General features: G+C 72.6%; 16 protein-coding genes and 2 tRNA genes. 11 read left to right on the forward strand and 7 right to left on the reverse strand.

Annotated features, from left to right (window positions below; all coding sequences use genetic code 11):
• Positions 1-32: 32 nt before the first annotated feature.
• Positions 33-1,099 (reverse strand): IS630 family transposase gene (locus tag IQ279_RS28955; RefSeq protein WP_443742683.1). Its coding sequence is split into 2 segments (ribosomal slippage): positions 33-650 and positions 653-1,099, totalling 1,065 coding nucleotides; the frame shifts between segments, so codons are not numbered across the junction.
• Between the two features lie 60 nt (positions 1,100-1,159).
• The gene (locus IQ279_RS24305; protein WP_206351440.1) at positions 1,160-1,714 is read right to left on the reverse strand and encodes a DsbA family protein; all 555 of its coding nucleotides are present in this window, start codon (positions 1,712-1,714) and stop codon (positions 1,160-1,162) included.
• A gap of 142 nt (positions 1,715-1,856) precedes the next feature.
• Here IQ279_RS24305 and IQ279_RS24310 point away from each other — a divergent pair, with 142 nt between their 5' ends.
• Positions 1,857-2,336 carry a hypothetical protein gene (locus IQ279_RS24310; protein ID WP_206351443.1) on the forward strand — a complete coding sequence of 160 codons (480 nt, stop codon included), beginning with the start codon at positions 1,857-1,859 and terminating at the stop codon, positions 2,334-2,336.
• A gap of 74 nt (positions 2,337-2,410) precedes the next feature.
• Positions 2,411-2,632: a hypothetical protein gene (locus IQ279_RS24315; RefSeq protein ID WP_206351496.1), complete on the forward strand. Its 222-nt coding sequence runs from the start codon at positions 2,411-2,413 to the stop codon at positions 2,630-2,632.
• Positions 2,633-2,685: 53 nt separating this feature from the next.
• Here the strand turns inward: IQ279_RS24315 and IQ279_RS24320 are convergent, their stop codons facing one another.
• Together IQ279_RS24320 and IQ279_RS24325 are read right to left on the reverse strand one after the other, a co-directional pair.
• Positions 2,686-3,246 carry a CGNR zinc finger domain-containing protein gene (locus tag IQ279_RS24320; protein ID WP_206351445.1) on the reverse strand — a complete coding sequence of 187 codons (561 nt, stop codon included), beginning with the start codon at positions 3,244-3,246 and terminating at the stop codon, positions 2,686-2,688.
• Positions 3,247-3,438: 192 nt separating this feature from the next.
• The gene (locus tag IQ279_RS24325; protein ID WP_003959770.1) at positions 3,439-3,852 is read right to left on the reverse strand and encodes an SsgA family sporulation/cell division regulator; all 414 of its coding nucleotides are present in this window, start codon (positions 3,850-3,852) and stop codon (positions 3,439-3,441) included.
• A gap of 121 nt (positions 3,853-3,973) precedes the next feature.
• Between IQ279_RS24325 and IQ279_RS24330 the strand changes: the two genes are divergently transcribed.
• The 6 genes from IQ279_RS24330 to IQ279_RS24355 all read left to right on the forward strand — a co-directional run bounded on the left by IQ279_RS24330 (position 3,974) and on the right by IQ279_RS24355 (position 8,626).
• Positions 3,974-4,438, forward strand: coding sequence for a TIGR02611 family protein (locus IQ279_RS24330; RefSeq protein WP_206351447.1), 465 nt, complete (start codon positions 3,974-3,976; stop codon positions 4,436-4,438).
• Between the two features lie 75 nt (positions 4,439-4,513).
• A tRNA-Val gene (locus IQ279_RS24335) sits at positions 4,514-4,585 on the forward strand.
• A gap of 210 nt (positions 4,586-4,795) precedes the next feature.
• Entirely contained in the window at positions 4,796-6,067 is a 1,272-nt protein-coding gene (locus IQ279_RS24340) for an ABC transporter substrate-binding protein (protein ID WP_206351449.1), read from the forward strand.
• Positions 6,068-6,087: 20 nt separating this feature from the next.
• The gene (locus tag IQ279_RS24345; RefSeq protein ID WP_206351450.1) at positions 6,088-7,095 is read left to right on the forward strand and encodes a carbohydrate ABC transporter permease; all 1,008 of its coding nucleotides are present in this window, start codon (positions 6,088-6,090) and stop codon (positions 7,093-7,095) included.
• Entirely contained in the window at positions 7,092-7,994 is a 903-nt protein-coding gene (locus IQ279_RS24350) for a carbohydrate ABC transporter permease (RefSeq protein ID WP_206351451.1), read from the forward strand. Before IQ279_RS24345 ends, IQ279_RS24350 begins: the two co-directional genes overlap by 4 nt.
• Positions 7,991-8,626, forward strand: coding sequence for a hypothetical protein (locus IQ279_RS24355; protein ID WP_307792515.1), 636 nt, complete (start codon positions 7,991-7,993; stop codon positions 8,624-8,626). Before IQ279_RS24350 ends, IQ279_RS24355 begins: the two co-directional genes overlap by 4 nt.
• Before the next feature lie 185 nt (positions 8,627-8,811).
• On the opposite strand, the gene IQ279_RS24360 is transcribed toward IQ279_RS24355, so the two are convergent.
• Positions 8,812-11,406 carry an SCO7613 C-terminal domain-containing membrane protein gene (locus IQ279_RS24360; RefSeq protein ID WP_241028677.1) on the reverse strand — a complete coding sequence of 865 codons (2,595 nt, stop codon included), beginning with the start codon at positions 11,404-11,406 and terminating at the stop codon, positions 8,812-8,814.
• Between the two features lie 151 nt (positions 11,407-11,557).
• Here IQ279_RS24360 and IQ279_RS24365 point away from each other — a divergent pair.
• Positions 11,558-11,629: transfer RNA gene (locus tag IQ279_RS24365), tRNA-Val, on the forward strand.
• Between the two features lie 137 nt (positions 11,630-11,766).
• Here the strand turns inward: IQ279_RS24365 and IQ279_RS24370 are convergent.
• Positions 11,767-12,492: an exonuclease domain-containing protein gene (locus tag IQ279_RS24370; protein WP_206351452.1), complete on the reverse strand. Its 726-nt coding sequence runs from the start codon at positions 12,490-12,492 to the stop codon at positions 11,767-11,769.
• 251 nt (positions 12,493-12,743) lie between these two features.
• On the opposite strand from IQ279_RS24370, the gene thrS reads away from it, so the two are divergent.
• Positions 12,744-14,723 carry a threonine--tRNA ligase gene (gene thrS / locus IQ279_RS24375; RefSeq protein ID WP_206351453.1) on the forward strand — a complete coding sequence of 660 codons (1,980 nt, stop codon included), beginning with the start codon at positions 12,744-12,746 and terminating at the stop codon, positions 14,721-14,723.
• 100 nt (positions 14,724-14,823) lie between these two features.
• Positions 14,824-15,387 carry an HIT family protein gene (locus IQ279_RS24380; RefSeq protein WP_206351454.1) on the forward strand — a complete coding sequence of 188 codons (564 nt, stop codon included), beginning with the start codon at positions 14,824-14,826 and terminating at the stop codon, positions 15,385-15,387.
• Between the two features lie 118 nt (positions 15,388-15,505).
• On the opposite strand, the gene IQ279_RS24385 is transcribed toward IQ279_RS24380, so the two are convergent.
• The gene (locus IQ279_RS24385) at positions 15,506-17,176 is read right to left on the reverse strand and encodes an AbeC-like domain-containing protein (RefSeq protein WP_206351455.1); all 1,671 of its coding nucleotides are present in this window, start codon (positions 17,174-17,176) and stop codon (positions 15,506-15,508) included.
• Positions 17,177-17,257: the final 81 nt, after the last annotated feature.

The following is a 17,257-nucleotide window of genomic DNA, read 5'->3' on the forward strand; positions in this document are numbered from 1 at the left end:
TACTGAGGTTGAACTCGTGGTGTCGTAGGGGTTCATCCGGGTTGGATGGTCAGGCCGGTCTCGGCCAGGCAGCCGTCGATGAGGTTGCTGCGGTACTGGATGTGCCGCAGGCCCCGCCGGATGCGCTGGATGAGGTGTTCGGGGGTGGTGAAGGCGGTGTTGGACAGCCATCCGCGCCGCAGCAGGGACCAGATGCCCTCGACCGGGTTGAGGTCGGGCGCGTAGGGCGGCAGGTAGAAGATGGTCAGCCACTCGTGCCTCTCGGCGAACTCGCGCAGCCCGGCGGCTTTGTGCACGTTCAGGTTGTCCCAGACGAGGACGATGGGGCCGCCGAGCTGCTGGTGGGCGGCGATCAGCAGGTCGCGGTAGTCGGTCCAGGCGAAGCTCTTGCGCCCGTCGCGGCGGCCGTCGTCGCGACGGGGCCGGTAGATCAGCCGGGACCGGTGGCCCGGTTTGTAGCAGGTCAGGGCCGCTATCGAGACCCGGCGGCGGGAGCGGCCGCGGACCCGCACCACCGGGGTGTGCCCGCGCCGGGACCAGGTTCTGGCGTGCGGCGGCGTCATGGAGAATCCGGCTTCGTCCTCGAAGATCAGCCAGGCTCCACGGGCCGCCGCGAGCCTTCCGCGCGGGGCCACGTCTCCTTCACCCATCCCGTGACGGCGTCGTCGTCGCGCTCGAGTGCGCGGCGGGCCGGGACCTGGCAGGACCAGCCGCCTCGGACCAGGAGCTTGCGCACGCCCTGGAGGGTGTAGGTGAGGTGGAAGCGCCGGCCGATGACCGTCTTCACACGGTTCAGGGTCCAGCGCTGGTCCTCCCAGCCGTGCGCGGCCGGCCCCTTGGCCAGTTCTTTCTCCAGAGTGGCGAACTGCTCCTGGCTCAGCCGCGGCAGCGAGGCCGGCCCCTGCGAGCGCAGGGCCCGCGGACCACCCTCGTCCCAGGCCCGGCGCCAGCGCTGCACCGAGCGGACGCTGACCCGCAGGTCCCTGGCGATCACCGAACTCGCCTCGCCCCGGGCGAACCGCTCGGCCGCCTTCAGCCGTAGCTCCTCGCGGAACTGTTGTCGTTCGGCGGTCAGACCGCCGCCTTGTGGATACCGCATCCCACCGGCATACCGCAGGGATCAAGGACCGTCAGCCCCTACGACATCACAAGTTCAACCTCAGTAACCGTTCCGCCCGGCCTCCTTCCCGGATCCCTCCCGCTCCCCGGCGCCGGCCAGCAGCCGGTCGGCGATCTCCTCGATCCGCTCGCGCAGGCCCTCCTGGCTCTTCCCGCCGTCCAGCCGCTCACCGCCGATCACATAGGTCGGGGTGCCGGTGACCCCGATCGCCCGGCCCTCGGCCTGATCGGCGTCGACGATCAGCAGATGCCGCCCGTCGATCAGGGCGGTGTCCATCTCCTCGGCGTCCAGGCCCAGCTCCCGGGCCACCTCCAGCAGCAGATCCTCGCCGCGCTCTCCCAGCTCACCGGTACGGGCCAGGACCGCCTGGGCGTACTCGTCGCCGCGGCCCTGCGCGTACGCCTCCTCGGCGGCCTGGGCGGCGGCGTAGGAGTGGCGGTGCTTGTCCAGGGGGAAGTGGCGCAGCCGGATCTCCAGGGCCTCGCCGTACCGCTCGCGCAGCGCGCGCAGGTCGGCCATGGCCCGGTCGCAGTCGGGGCACTGCAGTTCGCACCAGACGTCCAGGACGGGGCGGGTGGGGCGGATGTCGTTCATGGCGACAGTCTCCCAGCCCGGCCCCGGGAGGAGAGCGGGAGGTGCGCGAGGGGGTCCGAAGGAGGAGAGGGCCCGGAAATCCCCCCCGAGACCGCGGGGCGGAACGTGGCACATACGGGGCGGGAAGCGGCACGATGGATACATGCTGACCACGACCGTCTGCGCGGCGCTCTCCGCGGCGGGACTGGCCGTCGCCTTCCTGACGGCCTACCGCCGCCGCTTCGCCGCGGCCACCCGCATAGCGGCCCTGTCCCTGGTGCCCGTCGGGCTGGCGATGTCCGGCCTGCTGGGAATGTTCGGCGAGATCGGAGGGGCGGTGGCGGCCTGGGCCTCGGACCTGGTGCTCAAGCCCACGGTCTGGGCCGGCTTCGGGGTGCTCGCCGCGGCCCTGGTCCTGTACGTGGTGGGCCGCGCCGCCGGCAGGCGTACGCGTGCCCGCGAGGGCGGAGCCGGGTCCGGGCGCGCCGCGCGCCGCGCGGCGGAGCCCGGTGCCTCCCGGCCGGCCCTCGGCGGCGAGGGCGACAAGGGGGGCAGGGGCCGTGAGGGGCGTCCCGCGGCGGGGGCGACCGACACGGACGACTTCTCGGACATCGAAGCGATTCTGAAGAAACACGGCATCTGAATCCGGTGAACCGTGCCCGCGCGGTGGTGTGTTGAGCCGCGCGGCTCACCCGCCTGCGCCATCATCGCGGCGAGATGCACGACACCACCGAGACACCCGAGGACCGTGCCCCCGGCTCCCTGCGCGAGGCGGGTCACGGCATCCGGTCCGGCGGACCGGATGCAGGACTCCCCGGCGAACCGCCCGAGCCCCGCGGCTGCCTGTTCGCCCTCTCCCAGCCGCCGCTGATGCTCTTCCTGGCCGTCATCGGCGCGCTGGTCTTCCTGGCGGCGGTACACGACCTCCTCCTGCTCTGACCGCCGTTTCGCCGCCGGGTCCCCGGCTCTCCGAGGGCTTCCGGCCGGGGCGGTCAGTTCCCGGAGGCCTCGCGCTGCCGCGCCCGGTAGGCGGCCACGTGCAGACGGTTGCCGCAGGTGCGGCTGTCGCAGTAGCGGCGCGAGCGGTTGCGGGACAGGTCGACGAAGGCGCGGCGGCAGTCGGGGGCGGCGCAGCGGCGCAGCCGCTCGCGCTCACCGGCGACGACCAGGAAGGCCAGGGCCATGCCGCCGTCCGCGGCGAGGTGGTCGGCGAGGGAGGCGCCTGGTGCGAAGTAGTGGATGTGCCAGTCGTAGCCGTCGTGGTCGGTGAGCCGGGGCGTGGTGCCGGCGGCGGCCACCAGCGCGTTGACCAGCTCGGCCGCGCGATGCGCGTCGGAGGCCGCGAAGACCCGCCCGAACTGATCGCGCACCTCCCGTACGGCGGCCAGGTCCGTCTCGTTCAGGGCGCCCACGTCGCTGACGGCGTTGCGTTCGACGAAGGCGCGCAGCGCGGCGGTGTCGGTGAGGGTGTCGGGGGTGTGCTCGTCGGGCGCTGTGTTCAGGAGGTCGACGACGGCGTCGAGGGCGCACCGGGTGTCGTGGTTGATCAGCACGGTCGTCGCTCCCTGGCCGGTCTGTCGTCGGCAGCCCTGCGGGCCTTGCTGCGGTGAGACTCTAGCCCCTCCCGGACACGGCGACGCCGCCGCCACGTACCACCGTGGCGGCGGCGTCGCCGTCGCTGGGTCGGGAGGGCCGGGCCCCGAGCCGTCGCCCCGAGTCGGACGGCAGCGGGGTGCCGGCGGCTGTCAGCTCTCCGCGAGGATGTGGGAGAGCTCGGTGTCGAGGTCGAAGTGCCGGTGCTCGGTGCCGGGTGGGACCGCGGCGTCCGTTCGCTTGAGGAAGGATTCCAGGGCCCGCGCGGGGGCCTCCAGCAGCGCCTCGCCCTCCGGCGAGCTGAGAGCGATGCAGACGACGCCCTGACCGTGGCTGCGGGACGGCCAGACACGGACGTCGCCGGTGCCTGTGGGACGGTGCAGGCCTTCGGCGAGGAGATCGCGGGCGAAGACCCACTCGACGGTCTCCTCGGCGCCGGTGTGGAAGGTGGCGTGCACGGCGTAGGGATCGGCCGTGTCATACCGCAGGCCCGCGGGTACAGGCAGGGAGGACTCGCTCGATACAACGAGGCGCAGGTGCAGCTCGCAGCTGACCGTGGTGTTCATAAGCGCCAGGGCCTTTCGCTCAGTGTGCGCTCGGGGATTCGCACGTCGGCGAAATCGACATGCCACCTGCGGGAGGGGTGTAAACCCCTCTGCCCCTTTTGTTTCCCTTCACATCATTCAGATGGAGGAATGGGGATTTGGCCGATGGTCTGTTCGGGCGAAGGGTGCGGAGGGCTCGGGTAATCTGGGGCGGGTGGAAACCGAGAGTAAGGAACGGGCCCTCGGTTCACGGGCGCCGCGCTTCATCAAGGCATCCCGGACGCTCCACCTGAGCTGGCAGGTGGGGGTCTTCCTGGTCGGGCTCGCCATCGTCTTCGCCGGAGTACTGATGCTGGCGCTGCCGGGGCCGGGCTGGCTGGTGATCTTCACGGGGCTGGCGGTCTGGGCGACCGAGTTCGTCTGGGCCCAGATCGTCCTGCGGTGGACGCGGCGGAAGGTCTCCGAGGCGGCCAGGCGCGCTCTCGACCCTAAGGTGCGGCGCCGCAACATGACGCTCACGGCGCTCGGTGTGACCGTCGCCGCGGTCCTGGTGGGCCTGTACCTGGCCCGGTACGGGCTGGCGATGCCGTGGGACGTCGCGGGATGAGCCGGCGGGGCCCCTCCGGGTGCGCGAGTGGGTCACGAGCAGTCGCTGACATGCGGTAATGTTGTCGCCGCACCCGGGCGATTAGCTCAGCGGGAGAGCGCTTCGTTCACACCGAAGAGGTCACTGGTTCGATCCCAGTATCGCCCACCGAAGGCCGGGGTCCCGGCAGGCTCGAAGCCTGCCGGGACCCCGGCCTCTTCGTGTCCGCCCGCGCACGCTCCGGATGCCCGGCGGTGAATTCCGTCCGAACCGTTGACGCCTCTGCCGCGCGTCCCTAAGTTAGCCCGGCAAGCGCTTGCCTAAAACGTTTCAAACAACCGGGGTGGCGGGACGAACCCGCCCGGGAGGGGCGTTTCGATGAGTTCTCGACGGAGCAGGGTCGCGGGTCTGCGGGCCATGGGGGCCGGTCTGGCCGCGCTGGGGCTGCTCGCCTCCGGGTGCGGTGGCGGTGACGCGGGCGCGGACGGCAAGGTGACCATCCGCTACTCCTGGTGGGGTGCGCAGGACCGGGCCGATCTGATCAACAGGACCATAGACCTGTTCGAGAAGGAGAATCCCGGCATCGAGGTCAAGACCGACTTCCAGGAGTACGGGGACTTCTGGACGAAGTTCAACACCCAGGCCGCGGGCGGCAATCCGCCGGACGTCTTCCAGAACTCCTATGCCTTCCTGCGCAAGTACGGCCAGAAGAACCTGCTGCTGGACCTCAACCCCCAGGTGAAGGCGGGCAATCTGAACCTGGACGACTTCCGCCAGGGGCTCGGCAGGGCCGGTGAGATCGACGGGAAACTACTGGGTGTTCCGGTTGGGGCCAACACCTTCACCCTCGTCTACGACGTCAAGGCGTTCGAGGAGGCCGGCGTCACCCCCGAGCGGGGGTGGACGTGGGAGGACTTCGACGCGGCCGTGGAGAAGATCAGCGAGCCCGGGGAGGACTTCTGGGGCGCCAGCAGCAACGGCGGCGTGATGTACCTGTACGACCTCCGCCTGCGCCAGCAGGGCAAGGCGTTCTTCACCGAGGAGGGGCTCGGCTTCACCGAGGCCGACCTGAGGAAGTGGTGGGGCGACCACCGCGCCAAGCTCGACGACGGCCTGCTCGTCCCGGCCAAGCAGGCCGCGCAGGTCCTGCCCAAGTCCGAGGTCAGCGCCGGTCTGTCGGCCGCCGAGTTCACCTGGGACAACTTCCTGGCGCGCTACGTCTCCGAGACGGACAGGGAACTCGCCCTGGCACCGATCCCGACCATGGACGGCGAGCGCACCGCGCAGTACCTCTCCTCGCTGATGCTCAGCGCCTCCGCCCGGACCGAGCACCCGGAGGAGGTCGCCAAGTTCGTCGACTTCATGGTCAACGACCCCGAGGTCGGGAAGATCATGGGCTACAACCGCGGAGTGCTGCCGACCAACGCGCAGTTCGAGGCCTACGAGCCCGAAGGGCCCGACGCCAAGATCGCCGAGTACGAGAAGAGCGTCACCGACCAGCTGGAGCCGATCACACCCCACCCGGCCGGGACCGACACCGTCGAGGCGGCCTTCCTGAGCATCTACCGCTCGATGGCCCAGGGATCGGTGTCCGTCGACGAAGCGGTCTCCCAGTTCTTCGACGAGGCCAAGACCGCCCTCGGCTCCTGATCCGAGGAGAACGTCCCGTGATGCGTACCGAGACCCCCGCACCGGCCGGGACGGAGGAGGAGCGGGCGGCGAAGAGTCCTCGCCGCCCCGCCCCCTCCGCCCCCGCCTCCCGGCCCGCCGCCACCGCGCGGCGGCGGGCCCGCCGGGAGACCCTGGCCGGCTATCTGTTCCTCTCCCCGTGGTGCGTCGGCATCCTGCTGCTGACGCTGGGGCCGATGCTCGTCTCCCTCTATCTGGCCTTCACCGACTACAACCTCTTCGACTCGCCCCGCTGGGTGGGCCTGGAGAACTTCTCCGAGATGTTCTCCGACGACCGCTGGTGGACGTCGGTGCGGGTCACGGCCGTGTTCGTGCTGGTGGCCACCCCGCTCAAACTCGCGGTCGCGCTCGGTGTGGCGATGCTGCTGGTGCGGCCGCGCAAGGGGCAGGGCTTCTACCGCTCGGCGTTCTACGCCCCCTCGCTGATCGGGGCGAGCGTGAGCATCGGCATCGTCTGGCGGGCCCTGTTCCAGGACGACGCGGTCGTCGACCGCTCCCTGAGCCTGTTCGGCTGGGACGGCGGCGGCTGGGTCGGCGACCCGGACTGGTCGCTGCCCACCCTGATCGCCCTGTCGGCCTGGCAGTTCGGTGCGCCGATGGTCATCTTCCTGGCCGGTCTCAAGCAGGTGCCGCGCGAGCTGTACGAGGCGGCCGAGGTGGACGGCGCCGGCGCCTGGCGGCGATTTCGCTCCATCACCCTGCCGATGATCTCCCCGGTGCTCTTCTTCAACCTGCTGCTGGAGATCATCCACTCCTTCCAGATCTTCACCTCCGCGCTCGTGATCGCCGGGCCCGGCGGACGCGCGGGCGGCCCCGGCGACTCGCTGCTCGTCTACACCTGGTACCTGTACGAGCAGGGCTTCTCCAATCTGCGCATGGGCTACGCCTCCGCGATGGCCTGGATGCTGCTCGCCGGGATCGCCTTGGTGACCGCCGTGCTGTTCTGGTCCCAGCGACGCTGGGTGCACTACGAGGAGGGGGGCCGATGAGCGCGCCCACCGGCACCGTCCGTCCCGTCCGCACCGCCCGTCCCCCGCGCACCGGCGCCCCGGCGCGCCGCGGGGTGCGGTCGGTCCTGTGGCACCTGGGGGCGCTGGCCCTGCTGGCCGTGGTGCTCTACCCGGTCGTCTGGGTGCTGGGCGGCTCCCTCAAACCGGGCGACGAGATCGTGGGCAGCCTGGATCTGCTGCCCACCGATCCGATCACCGGCAACTACGAGCGGCTCGCCGACGGGATCGCGGGCATCGGCATCGAGACGTTCTTCGTGAACTCGCTGCTGGTCGCGCTGGGTTCGGTGGCCGGTGTGCTGATCTCCTGCTCCCTGGCCGCGTACGCCTTCGCCCGGATCCGCTTCGCGGGCCGCGACGTGCTGTTCGCGCTGATGATCGGCACCCTGCTGCTGCCCGTCCACGTACTGCTGGTGCCGCAGTACGTGCTGTTCCAGAAGATGGAGCTGATCAACACCTACGTGCCGCTGCTGCTGGGCAAGTTCCTCGCGGTGGACGCCTTCTTCGTCTTCCTGATGGTGCAGTTCATGCGCAACCTCCCCAGGGAGCTGGACGAGGCGGCCCGTATCGACGGCTGCGGCCACTGGCGGATCTACTGGACGATCGTGCTGCCGCTGTGCCGCCCGGCGCTGATCACCAGTGCCATCTTCAGCTTCATCTGGGCCTGGAACGATTTCCTCGGTCCGCTGATCTACCTCAACGAGCCCGACAAGTACACCGTCTCGCTCGGCCTGAAGATGTTCATGGACCAGGACAGCCTCGCCGACTACGGCGGCATGATCGCCATGTCGGTCGCGGCCCTGCTGCCGGTGCTGCTGTTCTTCCTCGCCTTCCAGCGCTACCTCGTCGAGGGCGCGGCCACCTCGGGGCTCAAGGGATGAGCGGGACGGGCGCCGCGGCGCGGGCTCGCGCGGACACCGCCACGAGCGCTGCGACGGGCATGGACCGGCGGCCCCCAGCCGCCCGGTTCGCGCTCTTCGCCGAGTGCCTGCTGGCCGGGGTGTGGCTGCTGCTCGCCGCGCTCGCGCTGGTGACGGCGCTGCCCGCGTTCGCCGCCGCCTGCGGCCACCTGCGGCGGTACCTGGACGCCGAGCAGGCCGGGTGGCGGCAGTTCGCCGCCGAGTGGGCGGCCGCCGTACGGACCGGCTGGCGGTTCTCGCTGCTGTGGTGGGCCGCCCTGGCGCTGCTCGCCTTCGATCTGCGGGTGGTCTCCTCCGGACTGCTGCCCGGTGGCCCCGCGGTGGCCGCGGTCGGCGCCGTGGCCGCGGTGGCCGTGGTGGTGGCCGGGCTGCGCACCGCCGCCGCCTGGCGGCCCGGAGACGACTGGGTCCGCACAGCCCGTTCCGCCGCCCGGCGCACCCTGCGCACCGAGCCGGGCGGCTCGCTCCTGCTGGCCGGAGGGCTGGCCGTGGTCGGCGTCGCCGCCTGGATGCTGCCGCCCCTGATCGCCCCGGCGCTCGGCTGCCTGGCCGCCTGCGCGGTCGCCGTCGAGCGGCGGTACGGCCGTACCTGACCGAGTCCTCCCGGGGCCGGCCGCCGCGCGGGCTCGCTCAGGGCCGTCCGGTCGCCTGTCCGGCCGCGGCGGCACGGTTCCCGGTCGGCTCCGCCCCCGGGGGCGGGACCGACCGGACCGGGGCGGACGGTCCAGGCTCCCGTCCGCCCCTCCCGGCCCTCCCACGTCCCGGTACGGCGCGCCCGTCAGCGCATCCGGCCCACCGCGCGGCGCAGCCGCCGGGCCTCCCGCAGCCGCCGCTCGTAGGTCGCGCCGACGAGCAGGAGCAGCACACCCGCGGCGGCGGGCGGCACCCAGCGGGGCAGGAGTCCGGCCACCTGGACGACATGGGGGGCCAGTTCGTGCACGGCGACCAGAGCGGCGGTGCCGCCGCCCATCAGCAGCGGGGCCTTCAGCCGCGACCGCGCGCCCAGCACGGTCAGGGCCAGCGCGGCGGCGCCCAGTAGCAGCGGGCGCGGCCAGTGCGCGTCCACCCAGACCGCCACCAGGCTCGGCGCCAGCGTCGTCGCCAGCCCGGGGCCGTACGCCGCCCAGGAGGAGACCTCCGGACGGATCCGGTGCAGATGGCCGACGGCCAGCGCGGGGACGGTGACCGGCAGGGTGTACGCCTCCGGCGAGGTCACCTCCCAGCTCCCCAGTCGCACCCACCAGGCCAGCACCAGCAGCGCGCCCCCCGCGTACGCCGCGACCGGCCGGCGCTCCGCGCGCAGTGCCACGCCCCCAGCGGCCACCCCGCACAAGGCCAGGGCCAGGGAGAGCGCGACGGGCTCCGCGGCCGTCAGGGCGACGGCCGCGGCGGCGACGGCGTATCCGGCGCATTCCACCGGCACCCCGGCCGGGCGCCCCCGCAGCCGGGCGGCCAGGGGCACCGTGGCCACCGCGACGCCCAGCACCGCGAACGCCGCCCGGTGCGGCGGTGCGTCCAGGGCCAGGGGCACGGCGGCCGCGAACGCGCCCGACCACAGCACCGCCGCCACGGCCGCCACCGGTTCCACAGCGTCGGCGCGCGCGACCACCGCCGCCCCGGCGAAGGCGGCGGCCAGCGCGCCCAGGACGGCCACCGTCATCGCCGGTTCGGCCAGGGACCAGCCGCTCACCGCCACGGCCGCCACCACCGCCGCCACCAGCGCGGTCACCGCAGACGCCCCGGCCGCGCCCGGCAGGGGCGGGCCCACCGAGACGGCCAGCAGCAGCACCACCAGTGCCACCAGCAGCACCACGGTCACCTGGTACGGCAGGTCCAGCACCACCGGCAGCACGGCGGCCGCCGCGCCCGCCGCCACCAGCGCGCCCCCGCAGGCCCTCACGCGCCACTCCCGCGGCACCCGCACCCCCGCCCCCAGGCCCCGGCCCACCGCGGCCGACGCCACCGCCAGCGTGCCCAGCACCACCGGCAGCGCCATCCCGTACGGCCAGCCCAGCCCCGGGGCGGCCGCGGCCAGGGCGCCCCGCGGCGCACCGTCCCAGGCCATGAACACCCAGCCCAGCGGCCCCAGCGCCAGCCGCGCCACGGCGGGCAGCGCCCACAGCGCGGCGCCGGCGCACACCGCGGCGGACGCCAGCCGCAGCCCCGCCGCCACGGACCGTTCCCCCACCGGGACCGCACCCAGCGCCAGCGCGCACAGCAGGAAGCCCAGCACCGGCCACCCCGGCTCCGGCAGCACCCCCGCCCTCCACGGCGCGGCGCCACCCGCCACCAGCACGGCCACTCCCGCCGCGGCGGACGCCACGGCGGCCGGCGCCTCCGCAGCGGGCGCCTCCGCAGCGGGCGCCTCCGTATCCGTGCGGGCCGCGGTACGGGCGAGGTGGCTGGCCGCGTACAGCAGCACCGCCGCGGCCGCCGCGAGCAGCGCCGCCGCGTGCGCCGAGTCGGCCCACCCCGCCGCCGTCAGGGCCAGCACGGCGGAGGTCAGCAGCCCCGGAGCCCCCAGCGCGCAGCCCGCGGCGAGAGCCGTCACCGACACCGCCCGCCGTCCGCGTCCGGCGCACCGTCCGGCACACCACAACGCCACCGCCGCGTCACCGGCCGCCGTGGCCAGCAGCGCCCAGGAGAAGGAGTACGGGCCGCCGTCCGCGCTCAAAGCCCACAGCGGAAGCGGGAGTTGGGCGAGACACAGGGCGGTGGGCAGCGGACCGCGCAACCGCGGCAGCGCCGCCCCGTACCCCGCCCAGAGCGCGGCGGTCATCGCCGCCGCCACCGCCGCGTAGCCGGCGCCGTCTGCCTCCGGCAGCGCCACCCGGTGCAGCGCGTAGGCGTCGAGCAGCAGCAGGACCAGCCCCAGCGAGGCCACCGCCTCGGCCGTCGCCACCAGCCCGCGGCGGAGCAGCGGTGCGGGCACACCCAGTGCCAGCAGCGTCAGCGCGCCCAGTACCGCCGAGCGCCCTCCGATGTCCAGCCGGCCCCAGCTCACCAGCGTGAAGGCGGTCACCGCGACCGCCAGCAGCGTCCCGCCGAGGGCCAGCAGCACGTTCCGCGCGGCCGGTGGGGCGGCAGGCACGGCCGGGGCGACATCGGCGAACGGGGCTGCCGCGGCGGCATCCGGCCGGCCGCCGCTCCCCAGGTCCCAAGCGCGCAGCCCGGCCAGCAAATCCCGGCGCAGGACGAGAAGTTCGGTGCCCCGGGCCTCCAGCCGCCACAGCTCCGCGTCGATCTCCCGTATTCGCCGTGACACCGGCCCGGTGAGCGGCGGCGCGCACCGCGGGCAGACGGCCCCCGGAGCGCCAGGGGCGAGCGGCAGGGAACAGCGGGGGCAGTGGGCGGGCGGCGGGAGGTTCGGCATGCGCGGAGTGTGACGCGTACGAGGGCGTGCGGGCATGCGCGGTGGTACTCAGGCGGCCCTGAGTACCACCGCTTCCGGTGCGGGGGAGTGCGGGCGGGAAGGAGTTTGGATGAACACCCGCGCTCCCTGTATGGTTCTCGTCGTGCCGCAGGGGCGATTAGCTCAGCGGGAGAGCGCTTCGTTCACACCGAAGAGGTCACTGGTTCGATCCCAGTATCGCCCACCGCCCGGGAGGCCGGTTCCGTCCGACGGAACCGGCCTCCCGCGTTTCACGCCCGGCCTCCCGGCCGCCTTCCCCGGAGCAGCCCCGGACGGCTTCGAAGCGGCCCGGAACAGCCCCGGACCGCTCCCGGCCCGCCCTCAGACCGCCGCCGGGGCCTCCGTCCGCAGCGGCCACGCCGGATCGACCGCCTCGTCGGACCCGTTGCGGGCGAACCACGCCTGCAACCCGCGTGCCTGGGCCGCGTGCCAGACCGACTGCAGGGTGTGGAGCTCGGCCGGAGACATCGAGGACAGCCGCCGCGCGTGGCGACGCCCCACCTCCCGTACGACCTCGAGCGCCGCGGAGGCGTCGGCGGCCGCGTCATGGGCCTCGGCCAGTTCCACCCCGTAGTGCTCGCACAGCGCGGCCAGGGTGCGGCGGCCCTTGCGGTAGCGGTCCAGATGCTTGTCCAGCACCCGCGGGTCCAGCACGCACAGCGCAGGGGACGCGACGGCATCGGTCAGCGAGGTGCCGTGATGCCGCCGGGACTCCCGGTCCAGCAGGGTCAGATCGAACGGCGCGTTCATCACCACCAGCGGCAGCCCCTCGGACGCACGCTCCGCCAGGGCCCGCACGATCTCCCCGACCGCGTCCGCCGGGCGGCGGCCGTGCTCGCGCAGATGCTCCCCGGTCAGGCCGTGCACCGCCGCCGCCCCCTCGGGCACCGGCACCCCCGGGTCCACCAGCCAGCGCACGGCGCGCACCTCGGCCCCCGGCGCTTCCTGCACCACCAGCGCGGCCGAGACGATCCGGTCCCGCTCCGGGTCCACGCCCGTGGTCTCGGTGTCGAATGCGGCGAGCGGTCCCTCGTACCACACCGTCATGCTCTGCTTCCCCTCCGTGTCGAGACCGGGACCGTCCCGGCGGACGGGCGCACACGGCGGCGCGTACGCCCGTCGCCCGTCTTGATACCTCACCCCGCTCGCGGCCAACCCCGGCCTCCCTGGACCGTGCCGCAACCGTTTCGCGGCGGGGGCGTCCGGCTCGGTACGATTCACGGTGCGCGGCGATCGTCCGCGCCTCGGGTCGATCCCGAGACGGGGAGACCCGAGACGACAGCAGTCAGGAGAGACCGGTGGCGGACGTCCGTGTGATCATCCAACGCGATTCCGAGCGGGAAGAACGCGTGGTGACCACGGGCACCACGGCCGCCGATCTCTTCGCCGGCGACCGCTCCATCGTCGCCGCCCGCGTCGGCGGGCAGCTGAAGGACCTGGCGTACGCCGTCGCCGACGGCGACGAGGTCGAGCCCGTGGAGATCTCCTCCGAGGACGGGCTGAACATCCTGCGGCACTCCACCGCGCACGTCATGGCCCAGGCCGTGCAGGACCTCTTCCCCGAGGCCAGGCTCGGTATCGGCCCGCCGATCAAGGACGGCTTCTACTACGACTTCGACGTCGCCGAGCCGTTCACCCCGGACGACCTCAAGCGCATCGAGAAGCGGATGCAGGAGATCGTCAAGCGCGGCCAGCGCTTCTCCCGCCGCGTGACCGACGACGAGGCGGCCCGCGAGGAACTGGCCGGCGAGCCGTACAAGCTGGAGCTCATCGGGCTCAAGGGCAACGCGGCCGAGGCCGCCGAGGGCGCGTCGGCCGAGGTCGGCGCGGGCGAGCTGACCATCTACGACAACCTCGACGCCAAGACCGGCGAGCTGTGCTGGAAGGACCTGTGCCGCGGTCCGCACCTGCCCACCACCCGCACCATCCCGGCGTTCAAGCTGATGCGGTCGGCCGCCGCGTACTGGCGGGGCAGCGAGAAGAACCCGCAGCTCCAGCGGATCTACGGCACCGCCTGGCCGTCGAAGGACGAACTGAAGGCGTACCTGGAGTTCCTGGCCGAGGCGGAGAAGCGCGACCACCGCAGGCTCGGCGCCGAGCTGGACCTGTTCTCCATCCCGGAGGACATCGGCTCCGGCCTGGCCGTCTTCCACCCCAGGGGCGGCATCATCCGCCGCACCATGGAGGACTACTCGCGCAGGCGGCACGAGGAGGCGGGCTACGAGTTCGTCTACACCCCGCACGCCACCAAGGGGAAGCTGTTCGAGAAGTCGGGCCACCTGGACTGGTACGCCGACGGCATGTACCCGCCCATGCAGCTCGACGAGGGCGTGGACTACTACCTCAAGCCCATGAACTGCCCCATGCACAACCTGATCTTCGACGCGCGGGGGCGTTCCTACCGCGAACTGCCGCTGCGGCTGTTCGAGTTCGGCACCGTGTACCGCTACGAGAAGTCGGGCGTCGTCCACGGCCTGACCCGGGCGCGGGGCTTCACCCAGGACGACGCGCATATCTACTGCACCAAGGAGCAGATGGCGGACGAGCTCGACTCGCTGCTGACCTTCGTGCTGAACCTGCTGCGCGACTACGGCCTGGAGGACTTCTACCTGGAGCTGTCCACCAAGGACCCTGAGAAGTTCATCGGGACGGACGAGAACTGGGAGGAGGCCACGGAGACCCTGCGCCGGGCCGCCGGGAAGCAGGGCCTGGAGCTGGTCATGGACCCGGGCGGCGCCGCTTTCTACGGTCCGAAGATCTCGGTACAGGCGCGCGACGCCATCGGCCGGACCTGGCAGATGTCGACCATCCAGGTCGACTTCAACCTCCCCGAGCGCTTCGACCTGGAGTACACCGCCCCCGACGGCTCCCGGCAGCGGCCGGTGATGATCCACCGCGCGCTGTTCGGCTCCATCGAGCGGTTCTTCGCCGTGCTGCTGGAGCACTACGCGGGCGCCTTCCCGGCCTGGCTGGCACCGGTCCAGGCGGTCGGCATCCCGATCGGCGACACCCACGTGCCCTACCTGGAGGAGTTCGCGGCCCGGGCGAGGGCGAAGGGGCTGCGGGTGGAGGTGGACTCCTCCTCGGACCGGATGCAGAAGAAGATCAGGAACGCGCAGAAGAGCAAGGTGCCGTTCATGGTCATCGCCGGTGACGACGACATGGCGGCGGGCGCGGTCAGCTTCCGCTACCGCGACGGTTCACAGAAGAACGGTGTGCCGGTCGACGAGGCGATCGCGGAGATCGCCAGGGCCGTCGAGGACCGCGTTCAGGTCTGACCGCCGTACGCGGGTGCGTGCTTCCCGGAGCCCGGTGCTCCGGGAAGCACGCCTTTTCGTCGCTCTGCCCCACCGGCCCGCCGCGGACCGGTGAAGTCCTATGCTGGCCCGCATGAGCAGCGAGTCGGAGCAGCAGATCGGAGTGGGGTCGCCGGACGCCTTCCAGCGCCTGTGGACGCCCCACCGGATGGCCTACATCCAAGGGGAGAACAAGCCGAGCGGCCCGGGTGCCGGTGACGGCTGCCCGTTCTGCACGATCCCGGCCAAGTCCGACGAGGACGGGCTGGTGATCGCCCGCGGCGAGCTGGTGTACGCGGTGCTCAACCTCTACCCGTACAACGGCGGCCATCTGATGGTGGTGCCCTTCCGGCACGTCGCCGACTACACCGACCTCACCGATCAGGAGACGGTGGAGCTGGGCGACTACACCAAGCGGGCCGTGAAGGCGCTGCGCGCGGCCTCCGGGGCGCAGGGGTTCAACATCGGCATGAACCAGGGCGAGGTCGCGGGCGCCGGGATCGCCGCCCACCTCCACCAGCACATCGTGCCGCGCTGGGGAGGCGACACCAACTTCATGCCGGTGGTGGGCCACACCAAGGTGCTGCCGCAGCTGCTGGCCGACACCCGGCGCATGCTGGCCGAGAAGTGGCCCGCCGGGGCCTGAGCCCGAACCGCCGCACACGACCGCGCCGCACAAGACCGCGCGGAGCCCGTACGGGCACCGGTTCCTCCGGTCGCAGTCGTACGGGCCCCGCGCGGCCGTCGTGACCCTCCGGAGCGGGTCAGGAGGCGTTGTAGACGTCGGCGTTGCCCGGCTCGGCGCCCTGCACCTGGCCGCTGAGGTTCAGGGAACGGGCGCTGAACTTCTCGATGTCCACGTTGTTCTCCTTGAGCACCTTCAGGGCCGCCGCGTGCACCACCCGCAGCACCGGAGTGGCCGCGCGCAGGGCGTCGTCGGCCATGAAGCGGTGGCGCCAGGGCTTGTCGGCCCACACGTGCCGCAGCCCGAAGGGTTCGGGGAGGCTCAGCTTGCCGCCCATGAAGTCCAGTACCGGCGGGAACCACGTCAGAGGGGCGCGCACCGCCAGCCGCACCACCTCGCTGGGCTGGATCAGCGGCAGCTCGATGTCCTTGGTCTCCCAGAACCGGACGGGCTTGGAGACCGTCTTCTTCCTCGGCGACGGTTTGGAGAAGAACACCGGGTGGACCGGTCCGAGCGCGTGGCCGGTGACCTCGATGCGCAGGGTGTGGTGCAGCACGGTCACGTTGACCAGCAGGGTGAGCACGAGCTGGCCGTCCCACAGCACGAACTGAACGCCGAGGTAGTGGCGGTTGCCGCTGCCGAACTGCTGCTCGTTGCAGATCCGCTGGACCTCGAACTCCTTGACGCTGTACGCCTCGACGTTCTGGCCGTCGGGCCGGGAGACGTCCGAGGCGCCCTCCCCGACGGGGGAGACCACCCAGTGCCGGACGGAGGGCTTGGGGAAACCGCCGGTGTGCAGCGGGGTGCGCTCCAGCATCCGCAGCTGGTCGTGGATCGCGCGTGCCACGTCCCAGCTCCGGAAGGGGTTGATCTCGGTGCCGGGGGAGGCCGGCACCAGCTCCTCGGCCAGCTGCCAGCTGCCCCAGCGGGTGCCCATGCCGAGTATCCCCTTGGGGCCGGCGTAGAAGACCACGTTGCTGCGCTGCTCGGCCGTCAGCTTGGCCAGATTCAGCCTTATGCTCTCCGCGCCCGCGTCGCCGGGGGCGTGCGGCACGGCCTCGGGGATCTTGGCGCCGATGCCGCCGCCCGACAGCAGGCCCTCCCAGCGGGAACGCAGGTCCTTGGCGTAGCGCTCGCAGATCTGCTTGGCCAGCAGCCACCCCACCACCGGGGCGACCAGCATCACGCGCAGGTAGATCGCCCAGAAGCCGGTGAACGGCAGCTTCAGCACGAAGACCCCCGCCAGCACGCCGAAGGCGACGAGCACGCCCATGCCCAGCGCCCCGGCCCTGCGGTCCTGTGCGCCCGCCAGGGTGCGGCGCAGCTGGAAGCCTCCGAGCCACAGCAGGACGCCGGGCAGGAAGAGCACCCCGAAGAGCACCATCACCACCGTCAGCCGGGTGTCGCGCTCCCGGCGGATGCGGTTGGCCGCCAGGCAGTGCTCGACCACGGCCTGCGGCTCGCAGCCGAAGGACTGGATCAGCGCCTTGCGGGCGCCGCCGAGCATCCGCGACTGGACCGCGCGGGAGAAGGCCTCGCCCAGGTTCGGCTCGAACAGCGAGAAGCGGGGAGCGGAGACCTTGGCGGCGTCGTTCGCCGCGAGCAGGTCCGTCACCGGGCCGTCGCGGTAGGCGGCCGAGGCCAGCGCCTGGGTGGCGGCGGTCTGCCCGCCGCCCGCCACGGTCAACGGGACCTGCGCGCCGGGACTGAAGTCGTACGCGCCGCCCGCGACGTCATCGAAGCCCGCCAATGGTGCCCCCACTCCGCTTGCGCCGTCCGACGTCAGGCTCGTACCGACCGTTCCCAACCACGGCCCGTCGCACACCTGTTG

The organism is Streptomyces verrucosisporus, assembly GCF_017114865.1.
GTDB classification, from domain to species: Bacteria; Actinomycetota; Actinomycetes; order Streptomycetales; family Streptomycetaceae; genus Streptomyces; species Streptomyces fenghuangensis.